Source organism: Actinomycetospora sp. 2LY8.5 (genome assembly GCF_057180585.1).
The window spans coordinates 58,984-81,142 of record NZ_JBXUHE010000023.1 but is presented as its reverse complement, the minus strand read 5'-3'; the positions used below and the strand labels follow the sequence as shown (position 1 = coordinate 81,142).

The window sequence follows — 22,159 nt, the reverse complement described above, 5'->3', positions numbered from 1 at the left end:
GAGAGCTCTTGCCGCGAAAATATGATTATGTTTACCCTGGTATCAGGGCGGCAGTGATGTCGGCACGGACCGGGAGGGCCCATGGCGTTCGAACTCTCCGAGAGACACCACGAGCTCCTGACGCGGGCACGCGACGTCGCCGAGAAGGTGCGCTGGCGTGCGGCGGAGGCCGACGAGGCCATGGACGTCGACCCGGTGATGCGCGACGCGCTCTGCGAGAGCGGGCTGCTGGGTGTCACCGTCCCGGCGGCCCACGGCGGATCCGAGGAGGTCGTCGACCCACTCGCCGTCACCGTGGTGCGCGAGGCGTTCGGCGGTGTGTCCGCCCACCTGGACTCGCTGTTCGCGATGCAGGGCATCGGGAGCTACGCCCTCACTGTCGCGGCGGCGCCGCGGGTGCAGGAACAGTGGTTGCCGCGTGTGTTGTCGCTGGAAGCGGTGGCTGCGCTCGCTCTGACGGAGCCGGCGGTCGGGTCGGACCTGAGGGCCGTCGCGACGACCGTCGAGGAATCGGCCGGTGAACTGGTCCTCAACGGGCACAAGTCGTTCATCACCAACGCCCCGGCGGCCGCGTTCGCGACAGTGCTCGCGAAGGAGGGTGCCGGTTACTCCCTCGTGCACGTCCCGGTCGACGCCCCCGGGGTCCGGATCGACGGGGGTCCGGAGCTCATCGCCCCGCACGTGATCGGCGACGTCGTGCTGGAGGACGTCCGGGTCCCCGCCGACGCACGGGTCGGAGAGCCGGGCCAGGCGTTCCCTCTCGCCCTGCAGACCCTCGCCACCTTCCGCGTATCGGTGGCGGGCTCTGCTGTCGGCCTGGCTGCGGCGGCGCTGGACGAGGCCCTCGCCCACGTCACCTCCCGTGAGCAGTTCGGGACGTCGCTGGCGCGCCTCGGGCCGATCCCCCAGATGCTCGGGACCTGCTGGACCGAGATCGAGCAGGCGCGCCTTCTGACCTACCGCGCCGCGAGCCGGGCCGCCTCCGACCCCCTGGGATCGCTCCACTGGTCGTCCATGGCCAAGGTCGCGGCGACCGAGACAGCGGGCCGCGTCGTCGATCGCTGCGTGCAGATGATGGGCCGCTTCGGGCTGATCCGAGGATCAACCATCGAGCGCCTCTACCGGAACGCCCGACCGATGCGGGTCTACGAGGGCGGCACCGAGGTGCTGCTCGGGCAGCTCGCGAAGACCCTCACCCGCCCCCACAGCTGACCCGGACCGTACCGGTCCGAGGGAAGGAGTCCGAACGTGGACTTCACGGACGACACCGTCCATGCCGATTTCCGTTCGGCGGTCCGCGCCCTGTGCGCCAGATTCCCGGACGACTACTGGATGGAGCACGACGAATCACACGTATTCCCGTGGGAGTTCTACGACGCGGTGCGTGACGCCGGCTGGCTCGGCCTGACCATCCCGGAGGAGTACGGGGGCGGCGGGCTCGGCGTCACCGAGGCCGCCATCGTCGAGCAGGAGATCGCGGCATCCGGCGCGGGAATGGGTGGCTGCAGTGCCGTGCACATCGGGGTCTTCGGCTTCCATCCGATCATCGAGCACGGCTCGGAGGAGCTCCGGAAGCGCTTCCTGCCCGAGGCCGTGACCGGGGACCTGCACGTGTCCTTCGCGGTGACCGAACCCGATGCCGGCACGGACACCACCAACATCTCCACCGTCGCCGAGAAGGTCGACGGCGGCTACCTCGTGAACGGTAAGAAGGTCTGGATCACCAAGGCCCAGGAGTCGCAACGGATGCTGCTCCTGTCTCGGACGAGTCCACGCGAACCCGGAGGGAAGCGGACGGCGGGCCTGACCCTGATGTTCGCCCCGATCGATCGCGATCGCGTGACGATCCGCCCCATCCCGAAGATGGGGCGCAACGCCGTCGACACCAACGAGCTGTTCATCGACGACCTGTTCGTTCCCGACGAGGACGTCGTCGGGGAGGTCGGCCACGGCTTCCGCGCGATCCTCGGTGGGCTCAACGCCGAGCGCGTCATCAGCGCCAACGCCGCCCTCGGGATCGGGAAGGCAGCGCTGCGCCGGGGAACGCAGTATGCGAAGCAACGCGAGGTCTTCGGTCGTCCGATCGGTCGAAACCAGGGCATCGGATTCCAGTTGGCCGACGCGCAGATCCGGCTCGACGCGGCCGAGCAGATGGCGATGAAGGCCGCGTGGCTCGTTGATCGGGGTTCGGCCTGCGGGCGGGAAGCCAATGCGGCGAAGTTCCTCTGCGCGGAGGCGGGGTTCCACGCCGCCGACGTTGCGGTGCAGGTGCACGGCGGATTCGGCTACGGCCGGGAGTACCACGTGGAGCGCTACTTCCGCGAGGCGCGGCTCATGCGCATCGCACCGATCAGCCAGGAGATGGTGCTCAACTACACGGCCGAGCACGTGCTCGGACTGCCGCGGAGCTACTGATGAAGCCCTTTCGTTCGCTGCTGTTCGTCCCCGGCCACAAGCCCGGCTGGATCGACAAGGCCATCGCCGCGGGCGCCGACGCCATCGTGCTCGACGTCGAGGACTCCGTTCCCGCGGACCTCAAAGACGGGGCACGCGCCACCGTCGCCGAGTCGATCGCCCGTGTGCGCGAGATCGACGACCGGGTCGGGCTCCTCGTGCGCGTCAACCCGTTGGAGACGCGGATGACCGGCGCCGACCTCGAGGCCGTGGTCGTCCCGGGGCTCGACGGGGTGTTCGCGCCGAAGATTCGCCGGGCGACCGACGTCCTGCGCTACGACGCGCTGCTGGACCACTTCGAAGCCCGCAACGGGGTGACCGGGCTGGAGTACATCGTTCCGGTCGAGATGGTCGACGCGATCCAGAACGCACCCGAGATCGCCGCGGCCTCGCCCCGGGTCGGCGCGATGATCGGTCCCACCGCCGAGCACGCGGACATCGCTCGTGCCGTCGGGTACCGGTGGACGCCGGGCGGCGAGGAGACGCTCTACCTGCGCAGCCGGATCCTTCTCGCGTGCCGGCAGGCGGGCATCCACCCGCTGACCGGTCTCTGGGAGCGGCTCGACGACCTCGACGGGCTGCGCGCGTTCGCCGAGCACGGCCGCCAGCTCGGGTTCCGGGGGATGGTGGCGATCCATCCCGCACACGTTCCGGTGGTGAACGAGGCTTTCACCCCCACGACGGCGGAGATCGAGTTCCACGAGGGGCTGCTGCGCGCCTACGACGCGGCGGCGGCCTCCGGCGACGGCGCGGTGCGATATCGGGGCGTGCACATCGACAAGGCACATGTGGACACGGCGAGGGACTGGCTCGCTCACGCCCACAGCCTGACGGCGGGAGGGAGCTGAGCCGTGAGAGGTCTGTATTTCGAGGAGTTCGAGGTGGACCGGACGTACCGACACCCGTTCACCCGGACCGTGACCGAGAGCGACAACGTGCTCTTCACGTCGTTGACGATGAACACACAGCCGCTGCACCTGGACCACGAGTTCGCGAAGGGCACGGTCCACGGACGGCCGTTGTTCAACAGCCTGTTCACCCTGGCCCTTGTCGGTGGCTTCCACGTTCTGGAGCTGACGTTCGGGACGACGCTGGGCAACCTCGGCTACGAGTCGGTGACGTTTCCGAACCCGGTCTTCCACGGCGACACCCTGCGCGGGGAGACGACGATCCTGCGCAAGCGTGAGAGTGAGAGCCGGACCGACAGCGGCGTCGTCTGGTTCGAGCACCGCGGCTACAACCAGCACGATCAGTTGATCATGAGATGCACGCGCGTCGGGCTCATGGCCAAGCGACCCGAGAACGGCGGCAGCAATCCCGAGGTCGGGGCCTCGACCGGGCGCGAGCGACGGGAAGGGGCGTCGACGGCGTGAACGATAACCCGGAACCGGCGCCGCTCGCCGGAGTCACGGTCCTGGAGCTGGGCACCATGTACGCCGCGCCGACGGCGGGCCGCATGCTGCGGGACTTTGGAACTCGAGTGATCAAGGTCGAGGCCCCCGGAGACGGGGACTTCGCCCGGCAGTGGACCCCACAGCACGAGGGTCTGTCCGTCGGGTTCGCCCGGATCAACGCGGGCAAGGAGTCCGTGGCGATCGATCTCCGCCGGAACGAAGGGCGCGACCTCGTGCGTCGTCTGGCCGCGCGCGTCGATGTCGTCGTGGAGTCCTTCCGGCCCGGCCGCATGGAGGAGTGGGGGTTGGGCTACGAGGTCCTCGCGGCCGAGAACCCCGGTCTCGTGATGACGCGGGTCTCCGGCTTCGGGCAGACCGGACCGTACCGCCGGCGTCCGGGGTTCGGCACGGTCGCCGAGACGGCCAGCGGCTATGCCTACATCAATGGCTGGCCGGAGACACCACCGACGTCGCCGCCGTTCGGTTTCGCCGACTCGATCGCCGGGATGGCGGCTGCTCTCGGCACGGTGACCGCGCTGTACGGCCGCACGGTGCGCGGGCGCGGCACCGTCGTCGATGTGGCCCTCTACGAGCCGTTGATGTTCATCCTCGGCGACATCATCGTGAACTACACCGCCTCCGGACGAATCCAGCAGCGCATCGGGAACGGCTCCGGGTCGGCCTCGCCACGCGGGATCTACCAGGCGGCGGACGGTCGGTGGCTGTCGATCGCGGCGTCCAACCAGACGGTCGCGATGCGCCTGTTCGGCGCGATGGGGCGTCCGGACTTCGCGGAGGACGCGCGCTTCGCGACCAACACGGCCCGCATCAGCAACAACGATGCACTGCAGGAGCACGTCAGCTCATGGGTGGCGCAGCGCCCCCGGGCCGACGTCCTCGCCGACCTGGAGGCGCACGAGGTCGTGGCCGCACCGGTGAACGACGCCGGCGACATCGTCGCGGACCCTCATTTCCGTGAGCGCACGCTCGTCGGGCTAACGAACACGGTGCTCGGGAACGCGCTCGTCCCGGGCCCCGTCGCCCACGTCGGTGACCACGCGGGTCCGGGCTACGACGGGGTGCCTGCGGTGGGAGAGCACACCAACGGCGTGCTCAGCGCCCTTCTCGGTCTGTCTGCCGACGAGGTCGGTGCGCTCGACACGGCGTCCGTCGTCGGAACGACGACCGTTGATGCCGCATGAGCCCGCCGGACGTGGACCTCGCGGGCAGGACCGCGCTGGTCACCGGAGGCAGTCGCGGGCTCGGCCGGGAGATCGTCCTCGGTTTCGCGGCGGCCGGCGCGAACGTGGTGATCGCGAGCCGTTCGCTGACGAGCTGCGAGGAGGTGGCGACCGAGGTGCGCGAGCGCACCGGCCGGGCCGCCCTCCCGGTCGCCGCGCACGTGGGGCGCTGGGTCGAGCTCGACGCCCTCGTCGACCGGGCCTGCGCCGAGTTCGGATCGATCGACGTCCTGGTCAACAACGCCGGGATGTCCCCGCGCTACGACGCCGTGGTCGAGGTCTCCGAGGCGTTGTTCGACAAGGTCGTCGACGTCAACCTCAAAGGTCCGTTCCGGTTGGCGTCCGTGGTCGGCACGCGGATGGCGGAGGGCGCCGGCGGTTCGATCATCAATGTGACCAGCACGGGGGCGGTCCGGCCCCGGGCCGACATCGTCCCCTACGCGGCGGCGAAGGCCGGGCTCAACGCGGTGACCGGAGGGCTGGCACACGCCTTCGGGCCGTCGGTGCGCGTCAATGCGATCATGTGCGGGACGTTCCTCACCGACGTGAGCAAGGCGTGGGACCAGGAGGCGTTCGCGCGTCGAGCGGCGACCTTCGCGCTGGGACGTGGCGGCGAGCCCGCCGAGGTGGTCGGCACCGCCCTCTATCTGGCCAGCGACTGGGCGTCCTTCACGACCGGCGCCGTGATCACCGTCGACGGAGGCCAGCCGTGACCGGCGGCCCCGAGCGCGCCGCCGGCGACGTGCTCGTCGAGCGGCGCGGGGACGCCATGTGGATCACGTTGAACAGGCCGGACCGGCGTAACGCCTACGACCCGGCCATGGCGCAGGCGATCGTCACCGCACTCGACGGGGCCACCAGCAGCCGAGCCGTGGTGATCACGGGAGTGCCGGGTTCGTTCTGCGCGGGCGGAGCACTCGACAACCTGTCGGAGCCCGACGTGACCGCGATGCGGGGCCTCTACCGAGGATCCCTCCGGCTCTTCGACGCGATCCGCGCCTGCCCCCGACCGGTGATCGCAGCCGTCAACGGCCCCGCGGCCGGCGGCGGGAACGAGCTCGTCGTGGCCTGCGATCTCGCCATCGCCTCGTCGACCGCGACGTTCGGACAGACCGGGCCCCGGGTCGGCAGTGCACCGGTGACGGGTGCGACGAACGTGATGGGCATCCAGATCGGGGAGAAGCGCGCCAAGGAGCTCGCGCTGCTGTGCCGTCGGTACACGGCCGAGCAGGCGCTCGCCATGGGGCTGGTGAACGCGGTGGTCCCCGGCGACGAGCTCGTCGCGGCCGTCGATGAGACGGTCGCCGAACTCGCGGCGCTGTCGCCGCGCTATCTCGAGATTGCCAAGATCAGTTCCAACATCTGGTGGAGCGCCGCGCGGGACTCCTTCAGCTCGGGCGTCGGCATGCTGGTGCAGGCCATTGGCAGCGCGGACATGCTGGAGGGCGCACGCGCCTTTCTCGAGAAGCGCGCGCCGGATTTCCCGCCACCACAGTGACCTGGCGCGAATCGGAGCGGATGTCTTGAGTCACACCCAAATTCTAGTTATTATGAACATAGTTTGTCTGACTCGACGACCGGACGGTGACCGTGAGGAACGAAGGTTCGAGAGCCGCAGACGCAGACGCAGACGTCGTCGTGGTCGGCAGCGGGATCGCGGGACTGTGCGCCACCTACGAGGCGGCGCAGGCCGGAGCATCTGTCCTGCTGGTGGAGGGCGCTGACCGTATCGGTGGGTCCAGCCGGCTGTCGTCGGGACTGATCATGGCCTCGGGGACGCGCCAGCAACGACGGTTGGGCATCGAGGGCACGCCCGAGGAGCTGCGGGACTACTACGCGGCGGTGAATCACTGGCTCCTCGAGCCCGCGGTCGTCGAGCGCCTGTGCTTGGAGGCGGGCCCGGCTGTCGACTGGCTCGCGGATCTCGGCGTGCGCTTTCACGAGGAGGTGTTCTACTCCGGAGGGGAGGCCGTACCGCGGGGGCACATGCCCGTGGGAGAAGCCGCCGAGATCGTCGAGGTCCTGACGTCGGCCGTGCGCCGGTTGCCGGGTGTCGAGATCGCCCTGGGTCGCTCCGTCGACCGGCTCTGCGCTGAGCGCGGACGGGTCACGGGGGTGGCTGAGGGGGACGAGGAGGTCCGGGCGGGCGCGGTCGTGCTCGCGACCGGTGGCTTCGGGGCGAACCGGGAGCTCCTGCGGACACTCCTGCCCCAGGCGTGGGAGCGCGAGGGTGACTGGATCTGGTACGTCGGCGGTGACACCGCGCAGGGCGCGGTGTTCGACCTGGTCGCGCCGCTTGACGCGCAGATCGTCGGGCACGGGCGCTGCCAGCTCACGGTCCGCCCCCGCTTCTCCACCGAGCTCGAGCCGTACCTGCCCGGCTGGCTCGTGGCAGTGAACGCGGAAGGCCGCCGGTTCTGTGACGAGACCTCGGCCTACAACGTCATGGAGCTCCTCATGCGGGCCCAGCCGCGACCGGTGTGGGCGTTGTTCGACGAGGCGAGCAAGCGCGCGGCGCAGCCGAGATCCACCGGTGCCGCCAAGAAGGTGGACCTGCCGGGGATCTCCTGGGAGGACTGGGTGGAGCCGGTGATCGACGACATGGTCGCCGTCGGCCGGATCTGCCGGGCGGACACGGTGGGGGGCCTCGCCGAGGAGATCGGGCTCCCTCCCGATGTCCTCGAGAGCACCATCGAGCGCTACAACGCCGACGCCGCCGGGGGCGCGGACACGCAGTACCGCAAGCCCGGCCACCTGATGAGGCCGATCTCCAGCGGGCCCTTCTACGCCACGGAGCTACGGCTCATCCAGCTCGGCGTGACCGCCGTCGGTCCCCGCACCGATGCCGACGCGCGGGTCGTCGATACCGCCGGGCGGGCCGTGCCCGGGCTCTTCGCAGCGGGGGAGTGCGTCGGCGGTGTCCTCGGCGACGCCTACCTCGGCAGCGGCAACTCGCTCGCGAACTGCCTGGTCTTCGGGCGGCACGCGGGCCGTGTCGCGGCATCCGCGCCGTCCCTGCAGGGCGCCTCGGTCTGATCCGAGCTCGCTCCGGCCACCGCCGGCCCGACCAGACGAGGAGGTCTGCGATGAAGTCAGCGCCGTTCGACCACGCTACCCCCGGCACCGTGGCGGAGGCGGTCCGGCTCGGTCACGACCGGGGGCCGGGCGCCCGCTACCTCGCCGGTGGTCAGAGCCTGCTCGCCGACCTCGCCCGCCGCGCAGTGCGGGTCGACCTCCTCATCGATCTCGCCGGTGTGTCCGGGCTCCGGATGTGCGCCGCACCCGGAGGACGGGCCGTGCTCGGTGCCGGGGTGCGGTTCTGCGACGTCCTGCGCTCCGGCGACCTGGGGCGCAGCCACCCGCTGCTCCTGGAGGCCGTGAGCCATGTCGGCAACGTGGCCGTCCGCAATCGCGGCACGGTCGCGGGCTCCCTCGCGCACGCCGACCCCAACGCCGAGGTACCGACCGCGGCCCTGGCCTACGGCGGCGAGGTCGTCGTGAGCGGCGTCGAGGGTGACCGGACGATCAAGCTCCAGGACCTCGCCGTCGAGCCCTTCCGCACCGCGCTCGAGCCCGGTGAACTCCTGCGTGAGGTGAGGCTCGACGCGTGGCCGGCGTCCACGGTCCACGGCTTCCACGAGGTCAGTCATCACGGCGACCCGATCGTCACCGCCGCCGTCCTCGTGGACGCCCCGCAGGGGGTCGTCGAGCGCGCCGCGGTCACCCTCGGCGGGGTCGGCCCGCGCCCGGTGAGGGCCGCCGGGCTGGAGGAGTCACTCATCGGCCGGCGGGTGACCGACACTGCCGGGGCCTGGGTCACCCGGGAATCCCTGGGGCCGCTGGACCCCGCGCCGTCGCTGCTCGCCCCCGCGGACTACCGCGAGCACGTCGCCCTCCACGCCGTTAAGCGCGCCGTCGATGCGGCGCTCACCCGCGCACACGCCCAGGACCTCGTCGAAGCAGGAGCACGGCCATGAGCCCCGAGAGACGGACGATCTCGTTCACGGTGAACGGCAGCCCCGCCGAGGCCCGGGTGAGCCCCCGCCAGACCCTCGGCGAGGTGCTGCGCGAGGAACTGGGTCTGACCGGTACGCACCTCGGCTGCGAGCAGGGCCAGTGCGGCGCATGCACCGTCCTCGTGGACGGTGACACGGTCCGGTCCTGCCTGACGCTGGGCGTGCAGGTCGCAGGCTCGCGGGTCGACACCGTCGAGGGTATGGCCGACCGGGACGGGGGGCTGGGGGACATCCAGGCCGCTTTCCGCTCCTGTCACGCGTTGCAGTGCGGTTTCTGCACCCCGGGCTACCTCTGCTTGACCCGGGAGATGGTCGAGAAGAACGACCGCGTCGACGACGCGATGATCGACCGCACGCTCGCGTCGGCCCGGTGCCGGTGCACCGGATACGCGGGCATCCGTGCCGCCATGACCGAGGTGGCACGCCGGAGGGGGCGCTACGTCGACGAGCCCGCCGCCCCCGCCGAGGACGGCAGCGGGCTCCTCGACGCGGACCGCCCCGACACCGTCGAGGTGATGTCATGAGCCCCGGACGCCCGGCGCGGACGTGGATCGGGAAGGACACGCCGCGACTGGAAGATCCGGAACTCCTATCCGGCGACGCGGTCTTCGTCGCCGACGTCGTCCGTCCCCGGATGGCGCACGCGGCCGTGCACCGGAGCCCGCATGCGCACGCGCGCATCGTCTCGATCGACACCACCCGGGCCGAGTCGGCACCGGGCGTGTACGGCGTCGTGGTGGGCCGGGAGCTCGCCGAGCTGGTCGGGCCGATGCCGAGCTTCGCCAGCCGCCCTGTCGTCCAGCACGCGCTGGCCGTCGACACCGTGCGCTACCACGGCGAGGCGGTCGCCGCGGTGGCCGCGCGCACGCGCGCCGAGGCCGAGGACGCCTGCGAGCTGGTCGAGGTCGAGTACGAGGTCCTGACGGCGATCACGGACCCGTTTTCCGCGCAGGACCCGGGGGCGCCGCGACTGCACGACGACTTCCCGCACAACGTCGCCTGGTCGCTGGACCGCAGCTTCGGGCCGGTGGCGGACGACTTCGCCCGCGCCGCCCACGTCGTGCGCCGCCGGATCCGGTGGAACCGGATGTCCGCGCAGCCTCTCGACACCGCGGGTGCCGTGGTCGACGTGCGGCGCGGCACCGGCGAGACGACGGTGTGGTCGAACGCCAACATGACCAATCAGTTCGCGGCGACGTTCGCGGCGATGCTGGGCACCGAGTCGCGGCTGCTGAAGCTGGTGCAGTGCCCCAACGGCGGCAACTTCGGCAGCAAGGTCGTCATCGCCAAGAACATCTGCGTCGCCGGAGGACTGAGCAAGATCACCGGTCGGCCGGTGAAGTACATCGACGACCGGGACGAGTCGATGGCCTCCTCGGACAACCACGCCTGTGACCGGTACTACGACGCGGCGTTGGCGCTCGACGCCGAGGGGAGGTTCCTGTCCCTCGACATCGACGTCACCGACGACTTCGGCGCCTACTGCTTCTGGGGGACCTTGACCCACGCCAACGCGCTGGCCTGCCCGACCGGGCCCTACGACATCCGCAGCCTTCGTTATGCGGCCCAGGCGGTGCTCACCACCAAGGTGACCCAGTCGTCGTTTCGCGGAGCGGGCTCCGAGCCGGCCAACTTCCTGCTGGAACGCCTCGTCGACGCCGCGGCCGCCGAACTCGCCATCGACCCGGTGGAGTTGCGACGGCGCAACCTCATCCAGCCCGAGCAGTTCCCGTACCGGACCCCGCAAGGCAACCTCTACGACAGCGGCGCCTACCCCGCGGTGCTCGAGCTCGCCGTGAGCCACGAACGGACACGCTGGTGGCGCGAGCGTGTGGCGACGCTGCGCGAGGCGGGCCGCGCGATCGGTTTCGGTCTCGTCACCACGAACGAGCGCTCGGTGTACGCCAACACCGAGGTGTGGATGCTCGACAAGGATCCGGCGTTCCCCATGACCAGCACCCCCGAGGCCGTCGAGCTCTCCGTCGACGCCGCGGCCGACGTCTACCTCACCCTCGGGGCGAACGTCGTGGGCAACAGTCCACGCACGGTCGCGGCCCAGGTCGTGGCCGAGGAGCTCGGCGTGGACCCTGAGCAGGTCGTGTTCCAGCAGGCGGACTCGACCAGCGGCGTGGTCAGTCCCGGCGCGTCCGGGAGCAGGCTCACCGTGATGATCGCCGGTGCCGTGGCGGGCGCCGCGGGCGTGGTCAAGGAGAAGGCCGTCGCGATCGCCGCACACATCCTCGGCGTCGACGAGGGCGAGCTCGAGTACCGCGACGGTGCGGTCGTCGTGCGCGACGACGAGTCGGTCGCCGTCCCCCTGGCCCAGATCGCGGCGACGGCCAATCTCTTCGGCCTCGACCTGCCCGAGGGCATGCGCACAGGGCTGAAGGCGAGCTATGTCTACGACCACCCCTACAGCGAGAAACCGTCTCCGGACGGCAGCAGTCTCGGTGCCTTCTACCCGATCGTCGGACACGGATGTCACATCTGCGTGGTCGAGGTCGACGAGGCCACCGGGGGAGTGCGGATCCCGTTCTACCTCGCGGTGAACGACAGCGGCACCGTCGTGAACCCGACACTGCTCGACGGGCAGCTGCGCGGTGGGATCGTGCAGGGCATCGGGGCGGCGCTCTCCGAGGAGATCACCTTCGACCCCGACGGTCGCTGCCTGACGCGGAGCTATGGGGATTACCCCATCCCCACGCCGGGTCTCGTGCCGGAGGAGATGCACCTCCTGCACCACGAGACCCCCTCCCCGTTCACCCATTACGGGATCAAGGGTGCCGGTGAGGGAGGCCGCCTTGCGGCACCCGCGGCCGTGGCCTGCGCCCTCGAGGACGCGCTGCGTCCCTGGGGCGCGGTCGTCGACCAGGCGCCCATGACGCCGGTCCGCATCCTCTCGGCCATCCGGGCGGGTGCACCCGCCTGACCTCGTCGGCGTCCTCCGGGAGGAGGACCGCGACACGATTGGAGTACACATCATGACTGAGCACGACTGGGACCTGACCGTGGACTTCGTGTCCGTCGGCTCCGGAGCGGGCGGCCTGGCCGCCGCGATCAGCGCCGTAGAGCAGGGCATGTCCGCTGTGGTCCTCGAGAAGGCGCCGCAGCTCGGCGGTGTGACCGCCTACTCCTGGGGCGAGGTGTGGGTCGCGGGCAACCACCTCGAGGACGCGGCGGGCATCGCCGACGACATCGAGAGCGGTCTGCGCTACGTCACCTGGCTCGGTGCCGGGTACACCGATCCCGAGCTCTCCCGCGTCTACGCCGAGCAGGCCCCGGCGATCCTGCGATGGTTCCAGGACACGGTCGGCGTCCCGTGGAAGATCGTCAAGGACTTCGCCGACTACTACTACCCGGCGGCGGGCGACTCCCTGCGTGAGGGCCGCTTCCTCGAGGTCGAGCCCTTCCGGGCCGAGAAGCTGGGGGAGTGGCAGGACAAGGTGCGGATGTCGCCGCACACACCGGCCGGGGTCACCCACGACGACCTGTTCGGGCAGGGTGGGGCGGCCAACATGGCGAACTGGGACCTGTCGGTCATGACCGAGCGGATCCAGAACGACGAGCGATGCCTCGGCAACGGGCTGGCTGGGTGGCTGGTCAAGGCGGCCGTGGACCGCGGGGTGGACCTCCGGGTGGAGACGCCGGTGACGGGCGCGATCATGGAGGACGGCCGGGTCGTCGGCGTGCGGGCCGAGCACGATGGCCGCGAGGTGCTCGTCGGCGCGCAGCGGGGGGTGCTGCTCGCGACCAGTGGCTACGAGTGGTCACCGGAGTTCGTCGAGCGGTTCGACCGCCGCCCCGACTACGTCTCCGCCACGCCGCCCTCGGTCACCGGGGACCATTTACGCATCGCCGGCCGTCTGGGCGCTCGCGTGATCCAGGTGCCCCAGGTCCCGAATCTCGGGTTTCACGTCCCGGGTGAGGAGCACGACGGGGAGCCGTTGTGGCGGATCGGGCTCACCGAGGCCGGGTTCCCGCACGCGATCCTGGTGAACCGGCAGGGAAAGCGGTTTGCCGACGAGGCGTTCTACCCCGCGGTCGGGGCCGCGGTCGAGATCGTGGATGCGATCAACAAGCGGCCGCTGAACCTGCCGTGCTGGATCATCCAGGATTCGCAGTTCGGCCGGAAGTATCCGTTCGGCTCGTTCATGCCGGGCCAGGAGCTGCCCGAGGAGATCGCCTTCCGTGCCGACACACTGGAGGAGCTCGCGGAGAAGGCGGGCATCGACCCGTCGGGTCTGGCCGCGGAAGTGGCCCGCTTCAACACGTTCGTCGACGAGGGCTCCGACCGCGACTTCGGCCGCGGCGACCGGCCGTGGTCGCACCTGATGTGCGGCGACCCCCAGGGCCACCCGACCAACCCGAACCTCGGCCACCTCGTGGCGCCCCCGTTCTACGCGGTGCCCGTGAAGATGATCGGAACCGGGATCTCGTCGTCCGGACTCGAAGCGGACCGCCACGGTGCCGTGCTCGACTACGACGGCCGCCCGATCCCGGGCCTCTACGCCGCCGGGAACTCCGTCGCCCTGCGCGACATCGGCGCCGGGTATCAGAGCGGGCTGGCCAACGGCCGCGGACTGGTCTTCGGTCACCTCGCGGCCCGGCACGCCGTCGGAGCCTCCTCGTGATCTCCGTCGAGCAGGTCGCCACCGTCGACCGCCCGATCACCGATGTCTGGGACTACGTGAGGGACATGTCGGCGTGGGCCGAACAGTTCCCCGGGTTCCACAGCTTCGAGGAACTCAACGAGAACGACTCGGTGTGGACCGTCAAGGTCGGACTGGGCGCACTTGTCCGCACCGTCCGCCTCGAGGTCCACGTGACCGAGTGGATCGGCCCCAAGCGGGTCGCGTTCGAGCTCACCGGCGTCACCGAACCGATCACCGGGAACGGGACCTACGAGGCCGAGGCGATCGACGACGAGCAGACCCGCATGGTGCTGAGCCTGTCGTTGACCGGGAGCGGGCCGATGGCCGAGATGATGGAGGCGATGGCCCGCCCGGTGCTGCCCAAGTTGGGCGAGAAGCTCTGCGCCAACCTCAAGCGCGAGATTGAGTCGACCACCGTCCCGGGTGGCGGGCCGGCGCCCGTCCACGTCCCGGAGCAGCGCCGAGACGGCCTACCGCGGAGGGTCGCGGCGCGGATCCGCGCATTCCTCTCCCGTCTTCGCCGCGGCCGGGGCGAGGGTGGCCGGGAGGTCTCCACCGTCGACCTGGAGCGGATCGCTGCCGAGGACGAGATTCGCCGGTTGATGTCCACCTACTGCTGGAGCATCGACGCCGGTGACTTCGAGGCCACCGCGCGGTTGTTCCGGGACGGAACGTGGCGCCTCGACGACGAGCCCCCGCTGCGCGGCCCCGCCGAGCTTGGGTCCTTTCTCGCCGATGTCGTCCTCTACGACGGCGTGCCCAGAACCCGGCACACGGTGTCCAACGTCGTCGTCGACGTCGACGACGCGGGGACCACGGCCCGAGCCCGGTCCTACATCACCGTCGTCCAGGCCGTGCCGTTCCGGGCCCCGCAGATCATCTACCAGGGGACCTACCAGGACCGGTTCGTGCGCGGTCCGCACGGCTGGTCCTTCCAAGAGCGTCTGATCCGGACCGACGGGACGGGAGACATGTCAGGTCACGTGCGCCCCAGCGCGGAGCGGAAGGAGTGAACCCGACGAGGCCGGGGAGGGACCATGAACATGCCGGAACCGACGAAGGCGCGGTTGATCGAACTGGCCGAGACCGAACGGGTTCACCGGCTACTGTTCGACTACGCGTTCTACTTCGACATGAACCAGCCCGATGCGGTCGCGGCGCTGTTCACCGAGGACTGCCGTGTCGTGTATGGGCCGGCTCTCGGCGCCGAGGGCCGGGCCGCCCTGCGCGAGGCGCTCGGCGGCCTCGACACGGTTTTCGCGGCCACGAGCCACCACCTCTCGAACATCGTCATCGATTTCGGGCCAAGGGCCGCGAGCGCGACAGCTCGGTCGGTCGCCTACGCGTGGCACCGATACACCGACGACCGACCCGACGGGCACTATTTCGGGCAGTACCACGATGAACTGGTGCGCACCGACGAGGGCTGGCGTTTCGCCCGACGGGAGCTTCGCGCGGCCGGGATCGTCAACTTCCATCTGGTGCACCAGACTCCGATCAGGAGGGTCGGCGTATGAGCGCGACGCCCGCGCCGTTTCGAGTGGTCGCGGCGGGTGCCTCCGAGGGTGATCGGCGGTGAACCCGGCTCGTGGCCTGCAGGGGATGCGTGTCGGCATCGTCGGCGGATCCCTGGTCGGCTGCGCGGCAGCGGCCCTGCTGGGCGCCCACGGCGCGGACGTCACGGTGATGGAGCGCTCGTCGCGGACGCTCGCGGGGCGCGGGTCCAGCCTGGGCATGCCCACGGACCTCACGCGCCGGCTCAAGGCTCTCGGGCTCGTCGATTCGACCATGCCGGGCATAAATCTCTGTCGCCGGGTCTGGACGATCCGCGACGGCGAGGCGCCCACGGGCCGCCTGCTGTGGGAGCAGGAGCCCTTCACGATGACCGTGAACAACTGGAGGTCGTTGTTCGCGAACTTCCGGGCGCGGGTCCCCGACGGGAGCTACCGCGCCGGCACGACGGTGGTCGGCATCGATCCCGGTGGGGGGCAGGCCGTCGCACGGTTCGAGGACGCCGGCTCGGAGCGGTTCGATCTCCTGCTCGGCGCCGACGGCTACCTCTCCGAGGTGCGTGCGCTGTGCTTTCCCGAGGCGCGGCGCACCTTCGCGGGTCATGTCGCCTGGCGGGGCTGGGCGCGTGCCCGGGATCTGGGTCTCGACCTGTCGCCGGTACCCGCGGACGCCATCAGCCTGGCGGTCTTCGAGTCCGGACACGGCGGGTTCTGGTGGGCCGAAGGAGTGGACGGCGGGGCGCCCGAGGACCTCGAGATGACGTGGATCCTCTACGACACCCTGCGCCGGTTCGACTACCCGGGTGGTGAGACCGACGAGGACGGTTTCCCGCGGGCGATCCGGTTCGGCGGGCTGAACGGTCCGCAGACCGACTATCTCCGCCGGTACGCGCGCGCGGTCCTGCCGCCCCTGATGGCCGAGATCGTGACGAGGACGCCGACGACGCTGCAGGCGCCCATCGTCGACGTCACCGTGGACACCATGGTCCGGGGCCGGGTCGCGCTCCTCGGCGACGCCGCCACGGTCGCCCGACCGGTCGCGAGCAGCGGGCTCACCAAGGGCCTCGAGGACGTGCTCGCCCTCGTCGAGGCGCTGCGCACGAGCGACTCGATCGAGGCGGCCCTGGCCCGGTTCGACGACCAGCGTGTGCGGGAGAGCGCACGCGTACAGCGCCTGGGCGTCGCGATGGCCGATCAGATGATCAACGAGACGCCGGACTGGGAGGGCCTGTCGCCCGAGGCGATGGCCGACTGGTTCCGGCGGACCAGCGGGACCGGGTGGTATGCCACCAGCCGCGGAGCCTGAGCCAGGCGTACCGATCACCGGAGCAGGAGGACCGACGATGAACTGGTCGATCGACCACGCGGCGATCACCGCGCACGATCTCGATGCCAGCAAGGCCTTCTACGGCGACGTGTTCGGGATGCACCCGACGCCGGTCGTCATTGCCCCGCACCCGGACAATCCGATCAGCCAGGACCGCATCGCCATGCTGTTCGACGCGCGGGGATCGAGCATCCACCTGATCCAGACGATCCGGAACTTCCACGCGACGTTCCCCGGGTTCGAGCACAACCCGACCGCTCCGCACGCGGCGGTGAACGTTGCGGATCTGGACGTGGTCGAGGCACGGCTGCAGCGGCTCGGTTGGGGATACATGCCGCCGCGGGAATGGGGGCCGGCCGGCTTCGCCCGCCTCTACACCCAGGACCCCGACGGCAACCTGATCGAGGTCTGCGGGGTCACCGACCCGGCTCGCTCGACGACCGGGGTCGAGGACGCCGTGTGGTTGCTCGACCACGTGTCGATCCCCGCGCTGAACGTGGCCCAGGTGGCGGCCTGGCTGCGCGACGCCATCGGGCTGCGCACCGACTCCGTGACCGAGGACGAGGCGCTCGCGGCCTTTCCCGAGCAGGGGACCGGACGGCTCGGAGTGCGCGTGACCCGACCCGACCCTGCCGTGCGCGGCCCGGTGAACCCCACGCTCCAGGGTCACTTCGCCATCACCGTTCGGCACTTCGACGAGGTCGCATCCACTCTGGCCGACCAAGACATCCCCTTCACCCTGACGGAGTCGGACACGCACACGGCAGGACGCGCCCTGTACGTGCATGACCCCTCGATGAACCTCATCCAGGTTCGCCCCCACCTCTGACACCCAGCCACGGACCGGGCGGCGCCCTGCCGCTGCGCGGCCGCACCCTTCGACGAGGAGCTCATCCGAGTGAAGATCGGCATCCCCGCCGGCAACATCAGCAGGCCCGTCGGTCGCGACGCCCTCCGGGCCGTCGGCGTCAAGGCTGACGAGATCGGCCTGCACTCGCTCTGGCTCGGGGACCACATCGTCTGGCCGTCCGGCCCCGAGCATCAACGGCCCGGTGAGTCACCAGAGCGGGCCAAATACGCGGGCGACCTCTTCGACCCCTTCGTCAGCGCGGGCTACCTCGCCTCCCTGACCGGCAGCGTGCTCATCGGTTTCGGGATCATCGTCGTGCCCTACCGGCACCCCGTCGTCACGGCGAAGATGCTCAGTACCCTCGACCAGCTCTCGGACGGGCGCGTCCTCGTGGGCGTGGGTCCCGGCTATGTCCGGGGCGAGTTCGAAGCTCTCGGCATCCCACGGGTGGGGACGGGCGCTGCCGTCGACGATCTGATCGACCTGCTGCGCGAGGTCGAACGGACCGACCAGCCGGACTTCGAGGGTCGGCGCTCCCGGTTCTCCGGTGCCTTCTTCCGTCCCCGACCCCGGCAGGACCACCTGCCCGTGTGGATCGGGGGCAACTCCGACGCGGCCGTGGCGCGCGCCGTGCGGCGCGGTGACGCGTGGCAGCCGTCGGCCACCGACGCGGAGGCGATGCGCGGGCACATCCGACGTCTGGAGGCGGCGGCGCAGGACGCCGGGCGGTCGCTGGACGGCTTCACGATGTCGGGTCGTATCCGGGTGCGGCTGGCTCGGGAGGTGCGCGTGCACGAGACCCCGACGGGCCCGGGCGAGTACCAGGACCTCCCCCCGCACATCGAGGGCCCGCCAGAGCACCTGGTGGAGGAACTGCTCCGCTACGCGGACCTCGGCGTCCACCACCTCGTCCTCAACCTTCACGAGGGTGATCCGCTGCCCGACCTGCTGCGAGCACTCGACGTGCTAGGCGAGCGGGTGCTGCCGCACCTGGACCCGGCGGACCGCCGCCGAGCATGTGTCCTCACGGGGGCGTCCGTCGAGGAGGACGGTCGATGAGCCGATCCGGAAGCGCCCCGCTGGAGGGACTCGTCGTCGTGGACCTCGGCCAGCTCGTGGCCGGGCCCATGGTGGCCACCGCGCTCGGCGACTTCGGCGCCACGGTGATCAAAGTCGAGAGCCCCTCGAGGCCGGACCCGTTGCGGGAGATGTTCCCGCACCGGGGCGTCGGGCTCTGGTCCAAGACGAGCGACCGCAACAAGTTGCCGATCAGCATCGACGTCAAGACGCCGGAGGGGAACGACATCCTCCGCAGACTGCTCGAACGGGCCGACGTCCTCGTCGAAAACTTTCTGCCGGGCACGTTGGAGCGGTGGGGTCTCGGCCCCGACGATCTCCTCGGATCGGTCAACCCGGGTCTTGTGATCGTCCGTGTCAGCGGGTGGGGGCAGACGGGCCCGATGGCCGACCGACGCGGTTTCGGGCGGCTCGGGGAGGCGGCGTCGGGGTTCGCTCACCTCAACGGCGCCGCGGACGGCCCCCCGAGCCACAGCTCGGCGTCCCTCGGTGACACGTCCGCGGCCATCTGGGCGGCCTTCGGGGCCATGGTCGCGCTGCGCGCCAAGGACCGGACGGGGAAAGGCCAGGTCGTCGACATGGGGATGCCCGAGGGCCTGATGCGGATGCTCGAGCAGCAGCTGCCCGTCGACGACCAGCTCGACTGGACGCTGGGGCGGGTCGGCAACGAGAACCCGGCCAACGTCACGGTGAACGTCTACCGCACTGCCGACGATCGCTACTTCTCGGTCTCGGCGGCCACTCCCAGGACGCGCCGGGCGCTGTTCGACCTCGTCGGCCTGCCCGAGTCGCATCCGCTCGGCACGACCGAGGGGGCCGCGCGCCACAGCGCCGAATTCCACGCCCACGTGCAGGACTGGATGAGCCGCCACACCCTCGACGAGGTGCAGCGGCTGTTCGACGACGCCGGAACCACCGGCACCCCGGTTCTCACCGCCCGTGACATCGCGGCGCATCCGCACCTGCGCGCGCGGGACATGGTCCTGGAGGTCGAGGACCCCGATCTCGGCACGATGCGGATCGTTGGCGTCGTTCCCCGCCTCTCGGGCACGCCCGGGGAGGTGCGGCACACGGGCAGGCCCCTCGGAAGCGCCACCGACGAGGTCCTCGGGACCGACGGGCTCGGCTTCTCGGCGGCCGAGCTCGAGGAGCTGCGGGATCGCGGCGTCATCAGCTGAGCGGCGCCGCTGTCCCCCGATCCACGACGCAACGGGCCCGGCGGGCCCGGAGGAGGCAGGATGTCACACAGTGCCGTCATCGTGGACGCGATGCGGTCACCGATGGGCAAGGGCAAGCCCCCAAGGGACGGCCGTCCGGGCGGGGCGTTGTTCCCGCTCCACCCCGCCGAGCTGCTGGGGCAGGTGATACGCCAGCTGATCGAGCGGAGCGGGATCGACCCCGCTGCGGTCGACGACGTGGTCACCGGATGCGTCAGCCAGGCCGGTGAGCAGGCCGGCCCCGTCGGGCGCTATGCCTGGCTCGCCGCCGGGTTGCCGGAGACCGTGCCCTCGGTGACGGTGCACCGCGCCTGCGGCTCGAGCCAGCAGGCGGCGGACTTCGCGGCACAGTCGATCATGGCCGGCGCGGCCGACATCGTCGTCGCCTCCGGTGTCGAGTCGATGAGCCGCGTGCCGATGGGGTCGGCCCGAATGGGTCAGGATCCGTTCGGCCCATCGGTCGCCGCGCGCTACGCACCAGGTCTCATCCCGCAGGGCGTGTCCGCCGAGCTGGTCGCGGCCCGTTGGAAACTGGACCGCGAAACCCTGGACGAGTACGCCGCGGCCTCGCACGAGCGGGCCGCCGCGGCCGACTTCACGCGCGAGATCGTCCCCGTCACCCTGCCCGACGGCACGGTCGTCGTCGAGGACGAGACGATTCGGCCCGGCACCACCGCCGACGATCTCGGCTCCCTCCGTCCGTCGTTCCGTCTCGACGCGTACGCCGAGCGGTTCCCCGAGGCGCAGTGGCACATCACGGCCGGGAACTCCTCGCAGCTCTCCGACGGAGCGGCCGCCGTGCTGATCATGAGTGAGGAGAGGGCGGCCCAGCTCGGCCTCCGTCCCCGTGCCCGGTTCCACTCGTTCGGACTGGCCGGCGACGACCCCGTCACGATGCTGACCGGTCCCATCCCGGCGACGCAGAAGGTGCTGGAGAGGTCCGGGTTGGCACTCGACGAGATCGACCACTACGAGGTCAACGAGGCCTTCGCCCCGGTCCCCCTCGCCTGGGCGAGCCGGTTCGACACCGATCCGTCCAAACTCAACCCCCGCGGCGGAGCGATCGCGCTCGGCCATCCCCTCGGCGCCTCGGGGGTTCGACTCCTCACCACCATGCTCCACGCGTTGGAGGACGGCGGCGGCCGCTTCGGCCTGCAGACGATGTGCGAGGCCGGCGGCATGGCCAACGCGACGATTCTCGAGCGGCTCTGACCGAGAGGAAGACGTGGACGTCACAGGAATCTCAGCCGTCGTGACCGGCGGAGCGTCGGGCCTCGGCCTCGCGACCGTCCGGACGTTGAACGCCCGGGGCGCCGGATCGGTCGTGATCGCCGATCTACCGAGCTCGAACGGCGAGGCGATCGCCGAGGAGCTCGGTCACCGGGTCCGGTTCGTGCCCGCTGACGTGCGCAGCGAGGACGACGTGACGGCGGTCCTCGACACGGCCGGCGACGCCGGGCCGCTGCGTGCCGTCGTGCACTGCGCGGGTCGCGGGGGAGCGGTACGGCTGGTCGACAAGAACGGGCAGCCGGGTTCCCTGGAGACCTACTCCGAGATCGTCCAGATCAACCTCATCGGCTCCTTCAACGTGCTCAGGCTCGCGGCGGCGCGCATGGCGAGCAACGAGCCCCTCGACGGCGATCGTGGCGTTCTCATCCTGACGGCCTCGGTCGCGGCGTTCGAGGGCCAGATCGGGCAGATCCCCTACGCCTCGGCGAAGGCAGGGATCGTGGGGATGACGATCGTCGCCGCGCGCGATCTGGCCGGCCGGAAGGTCCGGGTGTGCACGATCGCGCCGGGCACGTTCGACACCCCGCTGCTCGCCCGCCTGTCCGACGACGTGCGTGCCTCGCTGGCGAGCACCGTCCCCCACCCGAGCAGGCTCGGCGAGCCCGACGAGTACGCCAAGCTCGCTCTGTCGATCATCGACAACGGCATGCTCAACGGCGAAACCATCCGCCTCGACGGCGCGATCAGGATGGCTCCGCGATGACCGCCGTGACCCTGAGGGTCGACACCGGGATCGCCGTGGTGACGATCGACCGGCCCGAGGTGCGGAACGCGATCGACAAGCCGACGGCCGAGTCGATCGCCGCCGCGCTCGACGAGATCGACGCGGTGGAGGGCCGGGCGCTGGGGGGTGGGTTCGAGATCGCCATGGCGTGCGATCCATCGCCGCGTCCGAATCAGCGGAGTTCGGGCTGCCCGAGGTCCGCCGCGGCCAGCTCGCCACGGGTCAGGAAGCCAGTCTGCGGGGGGAGATCGCCCTGATGGTGGCTCCGAGAGCGGCGCCTATTCTCTCTTGGTAGCGCGAGGGCGTCCGCGTCCCACGGTGTGTCCACATCGGCATGGCCGAGCAGGCCTCCCCGGACCGTCCGGGTCGTCCGGCCGCGCGAGCCCGCCGAGCAGTGGCAGGATGC

At 70.7% G+C, this 22,159-nt stretch carries 21 protein-coding genes; all 21 read left to right on the top strand.

Translation table 11 applies throughout. The features are described from left to right. Nucleotides 1-81: 81 nt before the first annotated feature. The 21 genes from AC2A1K_RS22190 (at nt 82) to AC2A1K_RS22090 (ending at nt 22,010) form a co-directional block, all read left to right on the top strand. Nucleotides 82-1,212, top strand: a complete 1,131-nt coding sequence (locus AC2A1K_RS22190) for an acyl-CoA dehydrogenase family protein (protein ID WP_483898503.1) — start codon at nt 82-84, stop codon at nt 1,210-1,212. A gap of 36 nt (nt 1,213-1,248) precedes the next feature. Further along, complete coding sequence (locus AC2A1K_RS22185; protein WP_483898502.1) at nt 1,249-2,415, top strand: acyl-CoA dehydrogenase family protein; 1,167 nt, start codon at nt 1,249-1,251, stop codon at nt 2,413-2,415. Next, nucleotides 2,415-3,302, top strand: coding sequence for an HpcH/HpaI aldolase/citrate lyase family protein (locus tag AC2A1K_RS22180; RefSeq protein WP_483898501.1), 888 nt, complete (start codon nt 2,415-2,417; stop codon nt 3,300-3,302). Before AC2A1K_RS22185 ends, AC2A1K_RS22180 begins: the two co-directional genes overlap by 1 nt. A gap of 3 nt (nt 3,303-3,305) precedes the next feature. Continuing rightward, a complete protein-coding gene (locus AC2A1K_RS22175) occupies nt 3,306-3,827 on the top strand; it encodes a MaoC family dehydratase (protein ID WP_483898500.1) in 522 nt (173 codons plus the stop codon). Then, entirely contained in the window at nt 3,824-5,050 is a 1,227-nt protein-coding gene (locus AC2A1K_RS22170) for a CaiB/BaiF CoA transferase family protein (protein ID WP_483898499.1), read from the top strand. Before AC2A1K_RS22175 ends, AC2A1K_RS22170 begins: the two co-directional genes overlap by 4 nt. Continuing rightward, complete coding sequence (locus tag AC2A1K_RS22165; protein WP_483898498.1) at nt 5,047-5,802, top strand: SDR family NAD(P)-dependent oxidoreductase; 756 nt, start codon at nt 5,047-5,049, stop codon at nt 5,800-5,802. The genes AC2A1K_RS22170 and AC2A1K_RS22165 overlap by 4 nt, the downstream gene beginning before the upstream one ends. Continuing rightward, nucleotides 5,799-6,587, top strand: coding sequence for an enoyl-CoA hydratase/isomerase family protein (locus AC2A1K_RS22160; protein ID WP_483898497.1), 789 nt, complete (start codon nt 5,799-5,801; stop codon nt 6,585-6,587). The genes AC2A1K_RS22165 and AC2A1K_RS22160 overlap by 4 nt, the downstream gene beginning before the upstream one ends. A gap of 140 nt (nt 6,588-6,727) precedes the next feature. After that, complete coding sequence (locus tag AC2A1K_RS22155) at nt 6,728-8,125, top strand: FAD-dependent oxidoreductase (RefSeq protein ID WP_483898496.1); 1,398 nt, start codon at nt 6,728-6,730, stop codon at nt 8,123-8,125. Nucleotides 8,126-8,175: 50 nt separating this feature from the next. Continuing rightward, complete coding sequence (locus AC2A1K_RS22150) at nt 8,176-9,066, top strand: FAD binding domain-containing protein (RefSeq protein WP_483898495.1); 891 nt, start codon at nt 8,176-8,178, stop codon at nt 9,064-9,066. Then, entirely contained in the window at nt 9,063-9,629 is a 567-nt protein-coding gene (locus AC2A1K_RS22145; RefSeq protein ID WP_483898494.1) for a (2Fe-2S)-binding protein, read from the top strand. The genes AC2A1K_RS22150 and AC2A1K_RS22145 overlap by 4 nt, the downstream gene beginning before the upstream one ends. After that, a complete protein-coding gene (locus AC2A1K_RS22140) occupies nt 9,626-12,034 on the top strand; it encodes a xanthine dehydrogenase family protein molybdopterin-binding subunit (RefSeq protein WP_483898493.1) in 2,409 nt (802 codons plus the stop codon). The genes AC2A1K_RS22145 and AC2A1K_RS22140 overlap by 4 nt, the downstream gene beginning before the upstream one ends. Nucleotides 12,035-12,086: 52 nt before the next feature. Further along, nucleotides 12,087-13,736 carry an FAD-dependent oxidoreductase gene (locus AC2A1K_RS22135; RefSeq protein ID WP_483898492.1) on the top strand — a complete coding sequence of 550 codons (1,650 nt, stop codon included), beginning with the start codon at nt 12,087-12,089 and terminating at the stop codon, nt 13,734-13,736. Then, nucleotides 13,733-14,770: a nuclear transport factor 2 family protein gene (locus AC2A1K_RS22130; RefSeq protein ID WP_483898491.1), complete on the top strand. Its 1,038-nt coding sequence runs from the start codon at nt 13,733-13,735 to the stop codon at nt 14,768-14,770. Before AC2A1K_RS22135 ends, AC2A1K_RS22130 begins: the two co-directional genes overlap by 4 nt. 30 nt (nt 14,771-14,800) lie before the next feature. Continuing rightward, complete coding sequence (locus tag AC2A1K_RS22125; RefSeq protein WP_483898490.1) at nt 14,801-15,274, top strand: nuclear transport factor 2 family protein; 474 nt, start codon at nt 14,801-14,803, stop codon at nt 15,272-15,274. Between the two features lie 58 nt (nt 15,275-15,332). Continuing rightward, nucleotides 15,333-16,574, top strand: coding sequence for an FAD-dependent monooxygenase (locus AC2A1K_RS22120; protein WP_483898489.1), 1,242 nt, complete (start codon nt 15,333-15,335; stop codon nt 16,572-16,574). A 37-nt stretch (nt 16,575-16,611) separates the two neighbouring features. Beyond that, nucleotides 16,612-17,424, top strand: a complete 813-nt coding sequence (locus AC2A1K_RS22115) for a VOC family protein (protein WP_483898488.1) — start codon at nt 16,612-16,614, stop codon at nt 17,422-17,424. A gap of 69 nt (nt 17,425-17,493) precedes the next feature. Beyond that, nucleotides 17,494-18,504 (top strand): TIGR03619 family F420-dependent LLM class oxidoreductase, encoded by a 1,011-nt coding sequence (locus AC2A1K_RS22110; RefSeq protein WP_483898487.1) that lies wholly within the window; start codon nt 17,494-17,496, stop codon nt 18,502-18,504. Next, on the top strand, nt 18,501-19,700 hold the full coding sequence (locus AC2A1K_RS22105; protein ID WP_483898486.1) for a CaiB/BaiF CoA transferase family protein: 1,200 nt from the start codon (nt 18,501-18,503) through the stop codon (nt 19,698-19,700). Before AC2A1K_RS22110 ends, AC2A1K_RS22105 begins: the two co-directional genes overlap by 4 nt. A 60-nt stretch (nt 19,701-19,760) precedes the next feature. Next, on the top strand, nt 19,761-20,951 hold the full coding sequence (locus tag AC2A1K_RS22100) for a thiolase family protein (protein WP_483898485.1): 1,191 nt from the start codon (nt 19,761-19,763) through the stop codon (nt 20,949-20,951). 13 nt (nt 20,952-20,964) lie between these two features. Next, nucleotides 20,965-21,732, top strand: a complete 768-nt coding sequence (locus AC2A1K_RS22095; RefSeq protein WP_483898484.1) for an SDR family NAD(P)-dependent oxidoreductase — start codon at nt 20,965-20,967, stop codon at nt 21,730-21,732. Continuing rightward, complete coding sequence (locus AC2A1K_RS22090) at nt 21,729-22,010, top strand: hypothetical protein (RefSeq protein WP_483898483.1); 282 nt, start codon at nt 21,729-21,731, stop codon at nt 22,008-22,010. The genes AC2A1K_RS22095 and AC2A1K_RS22090 overlap by 4 nt, the downstream gene beginning before the upstream one ends. The last annotated feature ends 149 nt before the right edge of the window (nt 22,011-22,159 follow it).